This window comes from Helicobacter sp. 13S00477-4, assembly GCF_002272785.1.
Lineage (GTDB): Bacteria > Campylobacterota > Campylobacteria > Campylobacterales > Helicobacteraceae > Helicobacter_J.
In genome coordinates, this window is sequence record NZ_MLAS01000008.1 from 1 (window position 1) to 17,782 (window position 17,782).

16 protein-coding genes are annotated in these 17,782 nt (G+C 33.8%); 9 read left to right on the top strand and 7 right to left on the bottom strand.

Features of this window, described 5'->3' with window-relative positions; genetic code table 11:
- Window positions 1–170: 170 nt before the first annotated feature.
- Both BKH44_RS04970 and BKH44_RS04975 read right to left on the bottom strand, forming a co-directional pair.
- Window positions 171–1,769 carry a bifunctional anthranilate synthase component II/anthranilate phosphoribosyltransferase gene (locus tag BKH44_RS04970; RefSeq protein WP_095270691.1) on the bottom strand — a complete coding sequence of 533 codons (1,599 nt, stop codon included), beginning with the start codon at window positions 1,767–1,769 and terminating at the stop codon, window positions 171–173.
- A gap of 9 nt (window positions 1,770–1,778) precedes the next feature.
- A complete protein-coding gene (locus tag BKH44_RS04975) occupies window positions 1,779–3,212 on the bottom strand; it encodes a chorismate-binding protein (RefSeq protein WP_095270693.1) in 1,434 nt (477 codons plus the stop codon).
- A gap of 121 nt (window positions 3,213–3,333) precedes the next feature.
- On the opposite strand from BKH44_RS04975, the gene BKH44_RS04980 reads away from it, so the two are divergent.
- The 4 genes from BKH44_RS04980 to BKH44_RS04995 all read left to right on the top strand — a co-directional run bounded on the left by BKH44_RS04980 (window position 3,334) and on the right by BKH44_RS04995 (window position 6,567).
- Window positions 3,334–4,326: a transaldolase gene (locus BKH44_RS04980; protein ID WP_343217634.1), complete on the top strand. Its 993-nt coding sequence runs from the start codon at window positions 3,334–3,336 to the stop codon at window positions 4,324–4,326.
- 61 nt (window positions 4,327–4,387) lie between these two features.
- The gene (locus BKH44_RS04985; protein ID WP_095270696.1) at window positions 4,388–4,924 is read left to right on the top strand and encodes a 50S ribosomal protein L25/general stress protein Ctc; all 537 of its coding nucleotides are present in this window, start codon (window positions 4,388–4,390) and stop codon (window positions 4,922–4,924) included.
- A gap of 3 nt (window positions 4,925–4,927) precedes the next feature.
- Entirely contained in the window at window positions 4,928–5,503 is a 576-nt protein-coding gene (pth, locus tag BKH44_RS04990; protein ID WP_095270700.1) for an aminoacyl-tRNA hydrolase, read from the top strand.
- Window positions 5,500–6,567 (top strand): LptF/LptG family permease, encoded by a 1,068-nt coding sequence (locus tag BKH44_RS04995; protein ID WP_095270703.1) that lies wholly within the window; start codon window positions 5,500–5,502, stop codon window positions 6,565–6,567. Before pth ends, BKH44_RS04995 begins: the two co-directional genes overlap by 4 nt.
- Window positions 6,568–6,576: 9 nt before the next feature.
- On the opposite strand, the gene BKH44_RS05000 is transcribed toward BKH44_RS04995, so the two are convergent.
- The gene (locus BKH44_RS05000; protein WP_095270706.1) at window positions 6,577–7,683 is read right to left on the bottom strand and encodes an Mrp/NBP35 family ATP-binding protein; all 1,107 of its coding nucleotides are present in this window, start codon (window positions 7,681–7,683) and stop codon (window positions 6,577–6,579) included.
- A gap of 223 nt (window positions 7,684–7,906) precedes the next feature.
- On the opposite strand from BKH44_RS05000, the gene BKH44_RS05005 reads away from it, so the two are divergent.
- Complete coding sequence (locus BKH44_RS05005; protein ID WP_095270709.1) at window positions 7,907–9,961, top strand: TonB-dependent receptor plug domain-containing protein; 2,055 nt, start codon at window positions 7,907–7,909, stop codon at window positions 9,959–9,961.
- Between the two features lie 13 nt (window positions 9,962–9,974).
- Here BKH44_RS05005 and thiC read toward each other — a convergent pair whose 3' ends face one another.
- Window positions 9,975–11,324 carry a phosphomethylpyrimidine synthase ThiC gene (gene thiC / locus BKH44_RS05010; RefSeq protein WP_095270712.1) on the bottom strand — a complete coding sequence of 450 codons (1,350 nt, stop codon included), beginning with the start codon at window positions 11,322–11,324 and terminating at the stop codon, window positions 9,975–9,977.
- Between the two features lie 166 nt (window positions 11,325–11,490).
- On the opposite strand from thiC, the gene BKH44_RS05015 reads away from it, so the two are divergent.
- The 4 genes from BKH44_RS05015 to BKH44_RS05030 are packed head-to-tail and all read left to right on the top strand — an operon-like array spanning window position 11,491 to window position 15,169.
- Window positions 11,491–12,645 carry a bifunctional 2-C-methyl-D-erythritol 4-phosphate cytidylyltransferase/2-C-methyl-D-erythritol 2,4-cyclodiphosphate synthase gene (locus BKH44_RS05015; protein WP_257842599.1) on the top strand — a complete coding sequence of 385 codons (1,155 nt, stop codon included), beginning with the start codon at window positions 11,491–11,493 and terminating at the stop codon, window positions 12,643–12,645.
- The gene (locus BKH44_RS05020; protein WP_095270715.1) at window positions 12,642–13,529 is read left to right on the top strand and encodes a response regulator; all 888 of its coding nucleotides are present in this window, start codon (window positions 12,642–12,644) and stop codon (window positions 13,527–13,529) included. The genes BKH44_RS05015 and BKH44_RS05020 overlap by 4 nt, the downstream gene beginning before the upstream one ends.
- A complete protein-coding gene (locus BKH44_RS05025; protein ID WP_095270717.1) occupies window positions 13,507–14,685 on the top strand; it encodes a sulfate adenylyltransferase in 1,179 nt (392 codons plus the stop codon). Before BKH44_RS05020 ends, BKH44_RS05025 begins: the two co-directional genes overlap by 23 nt.
- Window positions 14,678–15,169: a phosphatidylglycerophosphatase A gene (locus BKH44_RS05030; protein ID WP_180674119.1), complete on the top strand. Its 492-nt coding sequence runs from the start codon at window positions 14,678–14,680 to the stop codon at window positions 15,167–15,169. The genes BKH44_RS05025 and BKH44_RS05030 overlap by 8 nt, the downstream gene beginning before the upstream one ends.
- A gap of 23 nt (window positions 15,170–15,192) precedes the next feature.
- Here BKH44_RS05030 and BKH44_RS05035 read toward each other — a convergent pair whose 3' ends face one another.
- The 3 genes from BKH44_RS05035 to panB form a co-directional block, all read right to left on the bottom strand.
- Window positions 15,193–15,699, bottom strand: a complete 507-nt coding sequence (locus tag BKH44_RS05035; protein WP_095270723.1) for a YqhA family protein — start codon at window positions 15,697–15,699, stop codon at window positions 15,193–15,195.
- Between the two features lie 243 nt (window positions 15,700–15,942).
- Window positions 15,943–16,971: a Holliday junction branch migration DNA helicase RuvB gene (gene ruvB, locus BKH44_RS05040; RefSeq protein ID WP_095270726.1), complete on the bottom strand. Its 1,029-nt coding sequence runs from the start codon at window positions 16,969–16,971 to the stop codon at window positions 15,943–15,945.
- A gap of 9 nt (window positions 16,972–16,980) precedes the next feature.
- Window positions 16,981–17,766, bottom strand: coding sequence for a 3-methyl-2-oxobutanoate hydroxymethyltransferase (gene panB, locus BKH44_RS05045; RefSeq protein WP_095270729.1), 786 nt, complete (start codon window positions 17,764–17,766; stop codon window positions 16,981–16,983).
- Window positions 17,767–17,782: the final 16 nt, after the last annotated feature.

Here is a 17,782-nt window from a genome sequence, read left to right on the forward strand (position 1 = left end):
TGTATACGAACACAAAAATCAAGCTGATAAGATTGTCCAAGCTATTGATAAGGATGCTGAAGCTTATAGTGTGTTGTATGAAGTGAAGTGAAAAAACCACTCATTTCCAATCAAAAGACAAAACCCCCCATTGGAGGTATAAGGTGGGGTTGGTATCCAGGCTAGGGGTGTTAGGAGGGATTGAATGAAAGATTTTGGAATGTTTCAAGTAGAGGGAATACTTTTTTGCTTTGGAGTATTTCTTTGGCTATTTTGTAACCTTCAGCAATAGAGCTACAAGAATCATATAAATAAAGACCTGCTCCAGCATTCAGGCATACTAGATCATTTTTTGCTGAAGGAATGTTGTTAAAAATCTCTAAAGTGATGTCTTTGTTTATCAAACTATCACCGCCAATAAGCATATTGTGATTGACATAATCAAGCCCAACTTCAATAGGAGTGAAATCATAACTATGGATTTTGCCGTCTTTGAGTTCAGTGATTTTGGTAGGTGCACAAAGTGAAATTTCATCATATTCATCAAAGCCACTTACAACTAAAGCTCTCTTTATGCCTAAAATATTCAGTGCTTCAGCCATCACTTCAGTATAATTTTTGTCAAAAACGCCAATGAGTTGATGGGTGACTGCAGCAGGATTTGCTAAGGGACCAATGAGATTGAAAGCTGTCTTAAAACCTAAAGATTTCCTTGCATTGCTAGCAAAACGTAATGCAGAGTGGAATTTTGTCGCATAAAGAAAGGTGATACCTAATTGTTCATAGCATTTGATACAAGTTTCTACACTCATATCAATATTGATTCCTAACTGCTTGAGTAGGTCTGCAGAACCTGATTTGCTTGTGATAGCTTTATTGCCGTGTTTTATGATTTTTATACCTGCTGCAGCTAATAGGAGGGAAACTGTTGTAGATACATTGAATGTCTTGTTTATACTCCCACCTGTACCAACGATATCAAGACGTTTTTCACCTGCCTTAGGGAGCGGGAAAGAAACAGCCTTTTTTTTCAAAACACTTGCAAATCCAGCAAGCTCTTCGGCATTCACTCCTTTTATTTCGAGTGATGTGAAGAGTGAACCGATTTGTGCATCACTCATATTTCCTTCAGTGAGTTCATCCATAATATCATATGCTTCTTGGAAGTCAAGATTTGAAAGTTTAAGAGCTTTTTTGAGGTAGGTAGTGACTGGGATAAAATCCCTGCGGTAATGCAGGAAGTTTAATATCATTTTTTCACCTTCTTGTGTGCCAATAGATTCAGGGTGAAATTGTAAGCCTATGAGTTGAAAATTTTTATGTTCTATTGCCATCACTTCGCCATCGGGTGTAGTTGCAGTGATTTCTATGTATTCAGGGATATCTTGAGCTTTGGGGGCTAGAGAGTGATATCGGACAATGGGGGTATTAGCTGAGATATTCCTAAAAATTCCCCTGCCATTATGTAGGAGTGGTTGAATTTTGCCATGTACAATATTTTTAGCATTCAGGATTGGCACATCAAAAGCAGCTAATATGGCTTGATGACCCAAGCAAATACCTAAGATAGGATAAATGCCTTTGAGTTCTTGGATGATTTGTATTGAAATGCCTGCTTCTTTTGGAGTCTTTGGACCTGGTCCAATGATGATATAATGAGGATTGATGGCTTTAATATCTTCTAATGTGATTTTATCACTCCTAAAGACTTTGATAGGATGATTGAATTTGGAGAAAATTTGATAAAGATTGTAGGTAAATGAATCATAATTATCAATGAGTAATATCATAACTTGTCCTTAGGAATATTTTTGAGTGATAGCTTCAATGAGGGCTAACATTTTATTTTGTGTCTCAATATATTCATTTTCAGGATTTGAATCATACACGATACCAGCACCTGCTTGGAGATAATAAATGCCATTTTTATAAATAGCAGTCCTTATGGCGATAGCACTATCAAGATCGCCATTTTTGTCAAAATACCCAATGAGACCAGCATATATACATCTCTTATGAGGCTCTAAGAGGTTGAGAGTTTTTATAGCTTGGATTTTGGGAGCACCACTGACTGTGCCAGCAGGAAATGTAGCATAAATAGCATCTTTGGAAGTATATTTTTGAGTATCAAGTATGCCTGTAACTTCAGAGACAATGTGCATTACCTTTGAATATTTTTCAATACTTTTGAATTCAGGTACTTTCACACTCCCGCCAATGGCAACTTTTCCAATATCATTCCTACCAAGATCTACTAACATTAAGTGTTCAGCGTTTTCTTTTTCATCGTTTAGGAGTTCATTTTGGAGTTTTATATCTTTTGCAGGTGTATCACCTCTAGGACGAGTCCCTGCTATAGGTCTTAGGGTAAGTTTTGAGCCTTGAGATTTTATCATTACTTCTGGGGAACTCCCTAAGATTTTGAAATCTTCAAAATCAAACCAAAACATATAAGGACCGGGATTTTTATGCCTAAGGTTCCTATAGGCTTCAAGAGGAGTGAGATCGGTTTTGATTTGCATGCTCTGGGAAGGGACACATTGTAAGAGATTGCCTTGGTATATTTCTTGTTGTATTTTTTTTACGTTATCAATGTATTGTGTTTGTTTATCTGCAGAAATGATTTGTGTGGGGTATATTTTTTTAGAGGGTTGGGTTGGACTTAGAGATTGGAGTTGTTTGGTGATGTGTTGGATATTTTCTTGGGGATTATGAGGTGATTTTTCATTGGCATAATTTATACTGATGATATGGGCTTCATCATAAAGATGATCAAAAATAAGGAAATCTCGTCCAAAAATAAAGGCACAATCATAAGTATCAATTATTTTTGGTTTATCAAAGATAATTTCTTCAATTTCTTCAAAAAATTCATATCCTAGATAGCCCATTCCACCTAAAGGTAAAGGAAGATTTTGGATAGATTGAGGTTTGTCTGGAGCAAGATGACGAAAAAATTCAAGCCAATCTAAAAATTTTTTGTTTTTGTCTTCAGTGCTGAGATCTAGGCTGAATTCATTTTGTTTTAGGAGATATTTGCCATTATTTTTGATGATATTGAATGCACTTGAAAGCATCATTAAAGAATATCTTTCTTTCCCAGTTTCTTGATAGGCAGATTCTAAAAGGACTTTTGCACGAAGGTTTTCTAAAATCATAAGAGGCGTTAGATTATCAGTGTTTATTTTTTTTATTTGTATTTGTGCAGGATGGGTGTTGTTAAAATCAAACATTTCAATCCTCTCATCATTTGGCTTTATTTAATTTGGATTATACATAAAAATATTGGAGGTAGTTAAAGTTTAACCTCAAATGAGCTAAAATATGATAAAAAATCTCAAAAAGGATTTTATAATGATGGCTTTAAGAGAAGTTAGTTTTAGTCTATGGTGTGATTTCATTGAAAGAGATTTTTTGGATGGTGAGTTTAGGGATTTGATACAGAAAGGTTTTATCAAAGGTGCGACAAGCAATCCTAGCATTTTTGCAAGCTCAATCTTAAATTCTAGAGCATATCAACAACAAATTGTTGCTTTAAAAGGGATGAATTCCAAACAAATTTATGAGGCTTTGGCAATAGAAGATATTAAAAAAGCAGCTGATATTTTGAAACCATTGTGGAACGTGAATAAAGATGATGGTTATATCAGTATTGAGATCGATCCTTTTTTGGGTGAAGATGCAGGCAAGAGTATTGATGAAGGGAAGCGACTTTATCGAACTATCAATCAATCCAATGTGATGATAAAAGTCCCAGCAACACAAGCAGGATATGAGGTGATGGATGAATTGATAAGGGATAATATTCCTGTGAATGCGACCTTGATTTTTTCTCCTAAGCAGGCTTGTGAGTGTGCTGAAATTTTTAAAAATGCTAGGAAAAAACCAAATTCAAAACAAACCCGTGCAGTCATCAGTGTATTTGTCTCAAGATTTGATAGAGCAAGTGATTTGATTTTGAAAGAAAAAGCACCACATTTGTGTTCAAAACTGGGTGTTTTGAATGCGATGAAGTGTTATGATTTGATTGAAAAAAATGAAGATGTATTTATGAGAACACTTTTTGCCTCTACAGGTGTGAAAGGTGATGATTTAGTAAAAAATTATTATATTGATTCTTTGCTTTTTGAGCATTGTGTGAATACAGCACCTTTAGAAACTATCAGAGCTTATTTAAAAAATGACTCAAGTGAGATAAAAAAACCTTTGAATCTTGAAGATATTGATAAGGCTTTTGGGGAAATTAGGGATGCTGGTATTGATATTGAGTCTCTTTATGTTTCATTGATGAAGGAAGGCTTGGAGGCTTTTATGAAATCTTTTGAGGATCTATTGCATTCAATTTGATAAACTTTAAGGCATTTTTAGTTAAAATCATAAGCTTAAAATATTTAAAAAGGAAATTAAAATGTTAGAAGGAAAAATTAGAGAGAGTATTTCAAAGGCAAATGCAAAAGCCCTAAGGAATGATGGTTATCTAATTGCCAATATTTATGGAAAAGGGGTTGAAAATATCCACTGTGCTTTCAAAGTCAATGAATTTATCAAAACATTGAAAACAAAAGCATCATTAGTTTTCTCCGTAAAAGTAGATTCTAAGACATTTGAAGTCGTGGTTCAAGAATACCAAAAAGATCCTGTAACTGGCAATATACTTCATGTAGATCTCCTTTTGGCACAAAAAGGCATTGTTTCTAAATATAAAATCCCTGTGAAAGTTACTGGCATAGCTGTAGGTTTGAAAAATAAGGGTGTATTGTTGATTTCTAAAAAACGTATTAATGTTGAATCTGCACCTGAAAATTTACCAGCAAGTTATGATATTGATGTTTCAAAACTTGATGTGGGTGATTCCATACTTGTGAGGGATTTGCCCCAAAACCCTCAAGTAAAAATCATTGAGAATCCTTCTGTAGCTGTTGTTGGTGTGATAAAAGCTAAATAACCAATGCCATCCCTCCTGATTGCTGGATTGGGGAATCCTGGTAGCAAATATATCCATACCAGACATAATATTGGCTTTGATATTGTGGATTTATTGGCACTTGATTTAGAAGTGGAATTTGAATCTTCTTTAAAGTTTAATGCTCAAATTGCAAAAGTACCCTCAAAAGAACTTTTTCTAATCAAGCCCCAAACTTTTATGAATCTTTCTGGGGATTGTATTTTTCCTTTTATGAAGTTTTATCACATTGAAATGTTATTTGTTGTGCATGATGATCTTGATTTGCCATTAGGCTGTATACGTTTTAAAAAGGGTGGTTTGAGCGGGGGACACAATGGTTTGAAATCTATTGATACTTGTTTTGGTAATGATTATTATCGTTTGCGATTGGGTATAGGTAGGGATGATAAAATACCAGTTGTTGAATATGTTTTACATAAATTTAAACCTGAAGAATTTGAAGCCCTTAGCTTTGTATTAAAGCATTCTAAGGAGGCTTTGAAATTTTTTATCCAAAATAGAGATTTTACAATGCTTCAAAATCGTTTCACTCAAAATATTAAAAATAGGGCAATTTGATGATATTTCGATTCGTAGCCTATTATTATTTGAAATATGTTTTGATTGTTTTTTGTGGATTAGAAATGTTTTTTATAAGTATTGATAGCCTCAAATATGTGGATAAATTTCCTGATTCTGCCAATCTTGTTATTTTATTTTTTGTTTACGATGCTTTGTATGCTTTTAATTATACCTTGCCCATTTCTTTCCTCTTGGGTTTGGTGATTTTTTATATCAGTATGATAAAGTCCAATCAATATACTGCTCTTTTGGCTATTGGATTTTCTAAAAAAAATATTTTCAAACCCATCCTTATTATCAGTTTATTTTTTAGTCTTGTTATGATTGGTTTGAATGCTACACCTTTTGTTTATGCCCAAGAAAAGGCTGAAGCTATTATTTATCAAGGCAAATTTTCAAATACTACAGAAGATCTTTTAGTTAAATATGGGCAAGATTATGTGTATTTTGGAAAGATTTTTCCTATTTTACAAAAGGCTCAAAATATCAAAGTTTTTCAACTTAAAAATCATCTTCTGGTTTCTTTTACTCAAGCAGACACTGCTTTTTTTCAGAATGGTTATTGGGTGTTGCAAAATGCGAATGTTTCTACCTTGCCAGAAGTCTTTGTTTTGGGCAAAAAGGGACTTGATATAAAACATCTTGAAGAGTTAAAGATCCTTAAAGGTTTTCGTCCTAAGATTCTTGATACAATTTATCAAAATAAACCTTCTGTATCAATCATTGATGCGGTCCAATCATTGATGATTTTAAAAAATCAGCACGCAGGGAGTGAAAAAATTCGAGCTATGATTTATAGCTTTGTTCTAGTTCCTTTTTTTGTCCCATTCACAGCGATGATTATTGTTTATTATACACCTAGCTTAGCTCGGTATGGTAATTTGGCTTTATTGAGTTTTGAATTTATCGTGATTTCACTAGTGGTATGGGGGTTATTTTTTGCTTTAGGGAAGCTCAGTATCAGTGGGTTATTTTTGCCTGAAATAGGTATTTTACTACCCCTTATTGTATTGGTAGGGGTAGCTTTTTGGCATTTTAATAGGATAAACCGTAGGATATAGAATCATCAATCAATGTAAGTGTGAATTATCCTGTGTAGGTTGGATATTTTTGTTATCAGCGAGCTGTTCTTCTTGAACTTTTTTAAGGAATTCAATGATAGATATTGAAGCTTTGATATATGCTTTTGCACTTTTGGATTCTGGATCAAAAAATACAATAGGTTTGCCATTATCCCCACCTTCTCGAATTTTTGGTTCTATAGGGATTTGGGCTAGTATTTGAGTATTGTATTTTTCAGCTAGAGATTTGGATGTTCCTTTCCCAAAGATATCATATTCATTCCCACAATCTGGACAGATAAATCCGCTCATATTCTCAATCACTCCTGCAATAGGGATATGGAGTTTTTCAAACATATCTAGGCTTCTTGAGCTATCATCAAGACTTACTTGTTGTGGTGTGGTGACTGTAATACCTGCACTCATAGGGACGCTTTGAGCCATACTAAGCTGTGCATCACCTGTGCCTGGAGGCATATCCACTACTAATATGTCTAAATCACTCCAGATCACATCAGTTAACATTTGTTCAATAGCCCTCATCAGCATGGGTCCACGCCAGATAAGGCTTTGTCCCTCTTCGTATAATACGCCCATACTCATCATTTCTACACCAAAGGCTTTGAGTGGAATGAGTCGTTTTCCACTAGAATCTATGTTTGGTTTTGAACCATTGAGTCCGAACATTCTAGGGATATTGGGTCCATATACATCTGCATCAAGTAAGCCTACTTTTTTGCCTTGCTGGGCTAGTGCAATAGCTAAATTCGCACTTGTAGTACTTTTGCCAACCCCTCCTTTTCCTGAACTTATCATTATAAAATTTTTAATTTGAGGGGTTAAATTTTTTGGACGGGGGGTTTTGGGTTCGGGTTTAGAAGGTGTTTTAATGTCAAGGTGAAAGGCTTTGATACCTAAGTCATTTATTTTATATTCAATTTCTTCTTGGAGTTGCTTTATGATTTCTGGATTTGTAGATGGTATATCAAGCAAGAGAGCTAGTTTATCTTCGTGCAGAGTAATATTTTTGATGAAACCAAAAGTAACGATGTCTTTTTGAAAATTCGGATAAATAACGGTTTTGAGTGCGTCTAAAATTTGTTCTTGAGTGATCATTTTTTTCCTTTTTTAGAGTATAGAGATGTTTATAATCAATAAAACCTTAATGCTAAATATAGCATAATCTTTGAAATATACAGGAAGGCAAAAATATTTTTAAGATTTTATTTAGGTAATTCTCAAATCTATTTGAAGCTAATATTCTAATAAAATACTTCATAATATTTTGACATTATTTTATTTATAATAATAACTATTATTATAATAAGGAGTCAAAATAATGAAGATTAGAGAATTTTATGTGTTTAATTTATTGTTATTATCCCCATTGATAGGGAATGAAATTTTAGATTTAGAAAAAACCAAACCAATTATCATAACAGGAAATTTGCTTAAAGATTCTCGAGCTGAAGATATAAGAGATTTTACTGGTAGTAGGAGCATTGTTTCTCATCAAGTTTTGCATCAAACGGGTTATAATGCACTTGATCAAGCATTTCAAAGTATACCAGGTGTACAAATCAGACAAGATACTGCAATAGGGGCTTTGCCAGAAATTCATATTCGAGGTATGCCAAGTGGACGTGCTCAAGAAACTCAGGTTTTTTTAGATGGAGTGCCTTTATCCCCTGCACCTTACTCAAATCTTGCTTTATCGGCATTTCCAGTTACTTTTTCTATGATTGATAGGATTGATGTAGTTCGTGGTGGGGCTGCTATTCAATATGGACCTACAAATGTTGGAGGAGTGATTAATTTTATTTCCAAAAGTATCCCCAATATTTATGAGTCTGAAGCAAGCCTAAAGACTACATCTTATTTGTATAATAATTTTTTATTTGATACTTATTTGAGGACTGGAGGGATGGTAAATAAAATATTTGGATTTCAAGCTGAAGGTAATTTTGTCAAAGGAAATGGTTATAGAGAAAATAGTCAGACACAATTACAAGACTATTCACTTAAAGGGGTTATAAAACTTCAAGATGATTCTTATATTAAAATGGGTTATTCTTACTATAATGCTGATGTGAGTTTACCCGGAGCTCTTATCCCGCAGCTATATCTTGAAAATCCTTATATGAGTGTGAGGTCTGATGATAAAGCGAAGTCACAATCACATCGTGTTTTTGCTAATTATAATCAAAAGTTTGAAAAATTCCTTTTTGCTCAGGCAGGTGAATTCAATCTTTTGACTTATTATAATTATTTACACAGAGATTTACAGCTCTTAAGGACTACAAATTCACAATTTCAAGATTCTCCTAGGAATTATGATGTTTTTGGTGTCAATCCACGACTTACTTTTTATTCTATTGCTTCAGATTGGTTTGCTAATACATTGGTATTAGGAGGTCAATATACCCTTGAAATTATGGATTTTAAAGCTAGGAGATATGGTATAGCTGAAAATAGACCTGTTTTTTCAGATATAAAATCAAATACCAAACAAAGATATATTACAAATGCTTTTGCTGCTTATGTTAGCAATGAAATGACTTTTTTTGATTTTTTTAGCATTACTCCTGCTATTCGATATGAAAATATCAATGAAAATTATATCTATCAAGGCAGGACAGTAAAGGTAGATGCTTGGTTACCTAGCATGAGTGTAGGCATAACACCTATTGAAGAAATTTTTATTTATTGGAATTCGCAAAGGAGTATCAGACCTCCGCAAGTAGGGCATAATTTTGATACATTAGGTGAGATTTTTAGCACTGAAAAAGCTTGGAATCACGAAATCGGGATACGTTATATGCCTAATAGACTTTCAATGATTTCTTTGGGGTATTTTAATATTGATTATAAAGGAAAAACTCTTTATGACAGGAAGAACAATAAATTCACCAATCAACAAGATGTTTTTTCACAAGGTATAGAGTTAGAGGCTTATTATTCTCCGCTGTTTTTAAGTAATCTTACCCTTCATGGAAGTTATTCTTATACAGACTCAAGATATAAGGGGAAAAATAATAATAATAGAATTGAAAATATTTCGCCTCATCATTTTACATTCGATGCTTTTTATAAGCAAAATAATTCTTATGCGGGGATTTCTCTGTTTTGGTATAGTAAAGCATTCTCAGATAAAGATAATATTGTTTTAGAAGACTTAGTTGGGAAGGCAGGAATAGTTCCAGCATATTTTTCAATGAATTTTTCATTAGGTTATGATTTTAGATTCAAAGATCAGATTATCAAGACGACATTAGGTATCAATAATTTATTGGATAATAAATATTATTATAGGAGTTCTTCTCAAGTAGGTGCAACAGGAAGAGAACCTGCTCCTTCAAGATCTGTTTTTTTAAAAATCAGTTATATCCTCTAATGAGCATAAGCCTTTATTGGACAACTATTTCTTCTTGATATTCTTTAAAAATTTCTTGACTGATTTTGTAGCTACAAAATTTTGGTCCACACATTGAGCAGAATTCTGCTTCTTTGAATACTTCTTGAGGTAACCCTTCATCGTGATATTCTCTAGCTCTATCAGGATCCAATGCTAATTCAAATTGCTTATTCCAGTCAAAACCATATCGTGCATCACTCATTGCATCATCCCTGTCTCTGGCACCTATTCTTCCTCTGGCAATATCTGCAGCGTGAGCAGCAATTTTATATGCTAAGATACCTTCTCGTACATCTTTTGCATTTGGGAGTCCTAAATGCTCTTTAGGTGTTACATAACATAACATTGCTACGCCTTTCCAAGCCGCCACACAAGCACCAATCGCACTAGCAATATGATCATATCCTGCTGCAATATCAGTCACTAAAGGACCTAAAACATAAAAAGGAGCTTCATTGCAATATTCTTTTTGAAGTTTTACATTACGTTCAATTTGATTGAGGGGGACATGACCAGGTCCTTCTATCATCACTTGCACATCAGCTTTATAAGCTCTATTTGCTAGTTCACCAAGCACTTTGAGTTCTGCAAATTGAGCTTCATCGCTCGCATCGGCTAAACATCCAGGTCGTAAAGAATCCCCAAGACTCAAGCTGACATCGTATTCTTGGCAAATTTTAAGGATTTCATCATAAGCTTCATAAAATGGATTTTGCTTGTGATAATGCATCATCCAGCTTGCCATAAGACTGCCTCCTCGACTTACAATCCCCATTTTTCTCCTGCTGACATAAGGCATATGTTCAAGCAAAAATCCACAATGAATCGTGAAATAACTTACGCCTTGTTGGGCTTGTTTTTTCAAAACTTCAAGCATAATGTCAATGTCAAGTTTCATTACATCATTTTTGACATCATGGAGGATTTGATACATTGGGACTGTGCCGATAGGGATTGATGAGGCAGAAATAATAGCTTCCCTGATATTATCAAGATTACCGCCAGTAGAGAGATCCATTACTGTATCCGCACCATATTTGATAGACACTCTGAGTTTTTCTACTTCTTCATCAATGGAATTGATGATTGCAGAACTCCCAATATTGGAATTGATTTTGGTTTTTAGGGCTACTCCGATCCCCATTGGTTCTAAATTAAGATGATTGATGTTGGCAGGGATGATAAGACGACCTTTTTGAACTTCTTGCCTGATGAGCTCTGTTTTTAAGTTTTCTTTATTGGCAATGTATTCCATTTCGGGTGTGATAATGCCTTTTTTTGCATAATAGAGCTGTGTTTTTATTGAATCATTTTTTCGTTTTTCTACCCATTGTTTTCTCATTTGCTAAAACTCACTTTCATAGATAAATTTTTCTTCTCTATTTGTTTAATTATACACCAAACCTTAATAATAAAGTTTTCAAAATCTAATAAAATGCAAGTTGTTAAAAAGATTTAAATGTGTATAATTTGGTAACAAATTTCTACAGGTCAGGGAGCTTATTAAAGTGTCAGGAAACAAACCAGCCATATCCTTAATCATAACAGCAGCAGGTAATTCAACTCGTTTTTGTTCCCATTTGCCTCCCAAGCATAGGATTAAGAAGCAATGGTTGCGTATAGGTCAGATACCTTTGTGGCAAAAAGTAGCAGATGATTGGAAGAGATTTTATGATTTTGAAAAAATTATCCTAGTTGTTTCAAAAGAAGATTTTGATTATGTAGATGGGTTTTATGATTATGACTTTGTTGTGGGTGGAGATAATAGAACTCAATCTGTTCGGAATGCACTTCAATATGTTCAAACTCCATTGGTATTGGTTAGTGATGTAGCAAGATGGAATCTTGATGAAGGTGTTTACCTGCGTTTATTAGATGCATTGGATGATATATCAGATTGTATCGCTCCTTATTTGCAGCTCCCTGATACGATTATGTATGGGGATCATTATATTGATAGGGATTTGATAAAAATCATTCAAACCCCACAATTATGTCGCACAGAAAAACTAAAATTTGCCCTTTTGAAAGGAGATTTTACTGATGAGAGTTCTGCTATTAAGGCATTAGGTGGGAAAATAACCTATGTTAAGGGGAGTCAAAAATTATCAAAATTAACTTATCAAGATGATATGATAGTATTAAGAGAACTTCAAAATCCTTCTGTAGAGATTTTTGTAGGGAATGGTTTTGACATACATCCTTTTGAAGCTGGGAAGAAAATGCTTTTGGGTGGTGTTGTTATAGAGTCAGATTTGGGTTTTAAAGCACACAGTGATGGAGATGTTGTTTTGCATGCACTTACAGATGCCATACTGGGTGCAATAGGGGGAGGAGATATTGGAGAGTGGTTTCCAGATACGGATCAAAAACATAAAAATGCCGATTCAAAAGTTTTGCTAAAACAGGTTTATGATTTTGCTATTAGCATTGGTTTTGAGCTTGTCAATGCAGATATAACAATAATAGCTCAAACGCCTAAAATAGCATCTTATAAATCTAAAATTCGTCAAAATATAGCTACAATGCTTCATATGCAGAATTCTCGTATTAATATTAAAGCAACGACAACTGAAAATCTTGGGTTTATTGGTAGGAAGGAAGGAGTAGCAGTGAGTGTGAGTGTGAATATGAAATTCATTAATTGGAAGGAAGAAATATGAATATCTTGATCATTGAAAATGAGACTTATCTCGCACAGAGCATTGCTTCAAAGCTCATTGATACGGGGTATGAATGTCATATTACTTCAGTAATGGATAATCATTTGAAGCATAATTATGATGTCATCCTTATTTCTTCAAGTATTTGTGGGGATTATTATGAAAGGTTTATCCGCAATCATAGTCATTGTATTATCATTATGATGATTTCTTATGTGAGTGATGATACAGTCAGCAAACCTATCAAAGCAGGTGCAAAAGACTATATTTTGAAGCCTTTTATGATTGATGAGTTGGTTAGAAAAATTGAACATTACAGGGATTGTAAGAATATCATAACTAAAATTAATTTCTACAATTCTTATTTTAATTTTATTGAAAAAGAACTCCAGACTCCCACACCTTTTCAATACAATCCTCCTTTTGTCATCAAGAGCAATTCGCAGCGGAGTGCTGATATTTATGCTATGAAATATGCTAGAGAAAAAAAAATCTTCTTTGAATTTTATACACTCAAAGAAGATAAATATAAAATGCTCCTTAAAGATGAACCTTCAAAATCTCCAATCATTTATATTACGAATCTTGAAGAACTTAAAAAACAAGAACGTAAAGATTTTCTTGAAGTTGCCTCAAAATATTCAATGATTATTTCTTTGGTTTCTACAGATAAAATAACTTTTCCTCAAATTGTAGATATTTCTAATATCCCTAACAATCATGAAATTGGAGCAGAGATTTTATCTATCAAGGATTATGAAAAAGCTATTATTACAAAGTTTGAGGGTCGATATCCTGATATTGAACTAGCCAAAAAACTTGGGATGAGTAGAAAAAGTTTATGGGAAAAGAGAAAAAAATATGGCATCTCTAGAAAGAAATAAAATCTATATTGATAAAGAAGCTCTTTCGGCTCTTAGCCTTGTGCAAGAAGGATTGCTTTATCCTGTCAATAAACTAATGAGACAAGATGAAATGCAAGAAGTTAATGCCAGCGGTCTTTATAAAAACTATAGTTTTCCTTGTCCGTTTATTTTGAGTCCTAGCGGTAGGAGAAATCAAGAGGTTTTATCCAAGGTTAAAAAAGGAGAAACACTTGATATTGTGAGTGAAGACAAAATAGTAGGTATGATCACAGCTGATGAAATTTATAAGATTGACAAGTTGCAAAGATTAGAGAAAATTATGGGGGGTGATCTTTCTACGCAAGAAGCTGTTTTTACTCTGCAAAGATTGGGTGATTATGCTATCAGTGGAGAATTTAATGTTGTATTTGATGATATTAGGGTAGCTAAAGAAGCATTGCAAAGTAAAATCAAGCTTTTAGGAGCCAAAAAGATAACAGGAGTTATGATGAGTGCAAAGCCCTTTCACAGAGCCCATGAAAGGATGTTGCGTGAGGAACTTGATCATTGTGATCTCTTGGTAATATTCCTCTTGAAACCTTATAAAAAAGACTTGATGGATTTTCATTTGAGGGAAAAATGTATGCAATATATTGCTAATCACTTTTTGATAAAAGATAAAATCTGCATCATTGCTTTGGATGATACTTATCTTTTCGCTGGGCAAAACAAGATGATTTTACATGCGATTGTAGCTAAAAACTATGGTTGTACTAAATTAATCGTAGGTCAAAATACTCCAAATCTTTCTATCTATTATACTGACAATGAAAGGCATTCAATATTTGATAGGCTTCAAGGGGTGGAGATTGAGACTCAAATTATCAGTGAGTATGTCTATTGTGCTTATTGTAAAATGCTTGTGAGTAAATCAACTTGTCCACATGGCTATCACCATCATACTAATTACAATACACATTCTATTTTGCAGCTCTTAAGGGTTGGTATTTTGCCACCTTCTATTTTGATGAGGGAGCAAATTTCAGCAATGATACTTTCTTCTTTTTTTCCTAATCGTTTTGAGAATCTTGAGAGGCTTTATTATGATTTGGTACCTTCTGAAGGGATACTTAATAATAGAGATGAAGAAGAATTTTATGTTAAATTAATGCAGTTATACCAGATATATAGGTAAGTTTATGATGAGAGAACTATTTTTAACTCTTTTTTATAGTGGGAAATCTCCTATCGCACCTGGAACTATAGGTAGCATTGTTGCTTTGGTTATTGGTTTGCCATTGGTATATTTTTCTGCCGAGAGTATTTTTTTGCTTGGTATTTTGATTGGTATTATTGCAGTGAAGCAGATTGATGTTTATGAAAAATCAGGAGGGATTCATGATGATAAAAGTATTGTGATTGATGAACTTGTTGGCATATGGCTGGCAATGGGGATGGTTGGTTTTTCTTTAGCTGGGTTGATAGGAGCTTTTTTGTTTTTTCGCTTGTATGATGTGGTCAAACCATCTATTATTGGTAGGGTTGATAGGGATATAAAGGGGGGTTTTGGTGTTGTTGGTGATGATGTGCTCGCAGGAATAATTGCTGGTCTAAGCACTTTGGTTTGTCTCAAAGTAATGGATTATTTTCAAATTGATAAGAATTTATATTTATTTTGATATAAATTATCTAATATAAGGTATCAATGTTTATGTAAGAAATATAGCCCAATACATATTCCAAGTATTGAAATAGCGAAATAAAACATATCTTGAGGTTCAGAAATACCCATATTGAGTACTTTTGAGAAAAAGGCCACAATCAAAGCCATTACGATAACTTTTGCTAATTTGTCTTTGAGCTGATCAAGGGTATGTATTTCAAGGACTTTTGAACTATTGTCATCTTTGATAGTTATTTTTCTAATGAAAAGTTCATAAAGACCAAAAGAAAAAATCAGCAAAACTACTGCTATCAAGTATAAATCAATGGCTGAAACAATTGTATGCAATAAAACATTGTGGATATCAGCCCCATCGCCTAAAAGACCCATGTAGTATTTGTAAGTATTCATAGAAGCTTTGATAACATCAATACTAGCTACAATGAATAATAATGCAGCACCTACCATTGAAAGGATAACTGCAAGTAGGATAAAAAGTCTTGAACTCCAAAGTATTTTTTCAAATAGATTTTGTATAAAATCCATAACTTATGCCTTTTGTCAAAGTTTGAAGATTTGCATTTTGTCTTTTATGTTTTTTAGACTTGGATTATATCAAAAAATATTACTGGTTATTTCATAAAAAATAATAATAGGCTTAATAATTTTATGATAGTATTTTTTTTGTTTTTAAAAAATTCTTTTAAAATATTTTTCTTGATATTGAACTCTCTATACCGACTGACTTCATTGCAGTTGAGACTATTAGATAAAATTATCCAATAAAATTTAAACTAGTCCATTTGGATTGATTTTGATATTTAACAGTTCATAAGTTTTGTGAGTAGCTACCCTGCCTTTTGCAGTACGTTCTAAATAGCCATTAGCTAGTAAATAAGGTTCAATAACATCTTCTATAGTGCCTTCATCTTCACTCATTGCTGCTGCTATCGTATTGAGTCCAATCGGCTTACTTTTTGATTCAGCAAGGATGTTTAAATAACGCAAATCCAGTTCATCGAAACCAAATTCATTCACGCCAAGCTCATTGAGTGCGTATTGTGTGGTTTTGAGGTTAATAGTGTTTTCTTCAGCTACTTCGGCAAAATCTCTGACCCTACGTAAAAGTCTGAGCGTAATTCGTGGTGTTCCTCTTGATCTTTTTGCAATCTCTTTAGAAGCGGTTTCTTCTAGAGGTTTATTTAGTTTTAGGCTTGCTTTTTGAGCAATAAGGGCAAGTTCTTGGATTTCATAAAATTGCATCCGAAAGTTCATCCCAAACCTGTCTCTTAAAGGATTGCTTAACATCCCAGCTCTAGTTGTTGCTCCTATGAGGGTGAATTTTGGTAGATCTATTTTGACAGTTTGGGCTGCAGGTCCAGAACCAATGATGATGTCAAGTCTAAAATCTTCCATAGCCGGATAAAGTATCTCTTCTATGGCAGGGCTAAGTCGATGGATTTCATCAATGAATAAAATATCCCCATCGTTTAAATTTGTCATGATTGCAGCTAGATCACCAGCTTTTTCTATCATTGGAGCAGCGGTAACTTTAATATTGGTTGACATTTCATTGGCAATGATATGGCTTAGAGTTGTTTTGCCAAGTCCTGGAGGTCCAAAAAAGAGGATATGATCAAGGCATTCAGAACGTTTCTTGCTCGCTTGGATAAAGATTTTTAAGTTTTTTTTGATTTTTTCTTGCCCTATATATTCTTCCCATAAAGTGGGTCGGAGTGATTTTTCAGCAGTTTCTTCAAAATCAAGTTTTTGTATATCAATGATGCGATTATTTTCTTCTAAAGAAATACGTTCCATTCAATGCCTTTAATAGCTTTCTTCCATAGATGGGAATTGCGATGATTTTATATCAAAAATATATTTTTGTAATGCCTCTTGAATCAGTTCAGCACCATTTAGGTATTGCCTTACGAATTTAGGTTTGAATTGCTGGAAAAAACCAAATAAATCACTCCAAACTAAAATCTGCCCATCACATTGTAGTCCACTGCCTATACCTATAGTAGGGATGTGGAGATTTTTGCTAATACAAGCAGCTACATCAGAACGGATACCTTCAAGGACTATCATGCAAGCTCCTGCTTCTTGTAGAATCATCGCATCTTCTAATAAAATTTTTGCTTCTGTATCATTTTTTCCTTTGATTTTATACCCACCTTCAGAGCGGACAAATTGAGGCATTAGTCCTATATGTGCGACAACAGCAATACCTTCTTGGACTATTGAAGAAATAGTTTTGCAACGTTGTTGACCTCCTTCAATTTTGATAGCATCAGCATTTGTTTTTTGATAAATTTTGAGGGCATTTTTTACTGCTGTTTTTGGGGTGGCATAAGTCCCAAAAGGCATATCAGTGATGATAAATGATTTTTTTGCTCCTCTACAAACTGCTTTTGTGTGGTAGATCATTTCTTCAAGTGTGATGCTTAGGGTATCTTTTTTGCCTCCAAAGCTCATATTGAGACTATCACCAATGAGTATTATATCTACCTGTGTATCAAATAAACTGGCAAAGAGAGAGTCATAGGCTGTAATTGCTGTGATTTTTTCTTGATTTTTTTTGCATTGAATGGTTTGAATAGTAGTTTTCATAGAGATTCATCCTTTG

Bases quoted from the DNA above. Each gene is read 5' to 3' on its own strand.
- BKH44_RS05000 (WP_095270706.1), bottom strand. From the start codon at position 7,683: ATGATCACTCAAGAACAAATTTTAGACGCACTCAAAACCGTTATTTAT.
- thiC (WP_095270712.1), bottom strand. From the start codon at position 11,324: ATGAGAAAACAATGGGTAGAAAAACGAAAAAATGATTCAATAAAAACA.
- BKH44_RS05020 (WP_095270715.1), top strand. From the start codon at position 12,642: ATGAATATCTTGATCATTGAAAATGAGACTTATCTCGCACAGAGCATT.
- BKH44_RS05025 (WP_095270717.1), top strand. From the start codon at position 13,507: ATGGCATCTCTAGAAAGAAATAAAATCTATATTGATAAAGAAGCTCTT.
- BKH44_RS04970 (WP_095270691.1), bottom strand. From the start codon at position 1,769: ATGATATTACTCATTGATAATTATGATTCATTTACCTACAATCTTTAT.
- BKH44_RS04985 (WP_095270696.1), top strand. From the start codon at position 4,388: ATGTTAGAAGGAAAAATTAGAGAGAGTATTTCAAAGGCAAATGCAAAA.
- BKH44_RS05035 (WP_095270723.1), bottom strand. From the start codon at position 15,699: ATGGATTTTATACAAAATCTATTTGAAAAAATACTTTGGAGTTCAAGA.
- BKH44_RS05005 (WP_095270709.1), top strand. From the start codon at position 7,907: ATGAAGATTAGAGAATTTTATGTGTTTAATTTATTGTTATTATCCCCA.
- BKH44_RS04975 (WP_095270693.1), bottom strand. From the start codon at position 3,212: ATGTTTGATTTTAACAACACCCATCCTGCACAAATACAAATAAAAAAA.
- panB (WP_095270729.1), bottom strand. From the start codon at position 17,766: ATGAAAACTACTATTCAAACCATTCAATGCAAAAAAAATCAAGAAAAA.
- BKH44_RS04980 (WP_343217634.1), top strand. From the start codon at position 3,334: ATGATGGCTTTAAGAGAAGTTAGTTTTAGTCTATGGTGTGATTTCATT.
- ruvB (WP_095270726.1), bottom strand. From the start codon at position 16,971: ATGGAACGTATTTCTTTAGAAGAAAATAATCGCATCATTGATATACAA.
- pth (WP_095270700.1), top strand. From the start codon at position 4,928: ATGCCATCCCTCCTGATTGCTGGATTGGGGAATCCTGGTAGCAAATAT.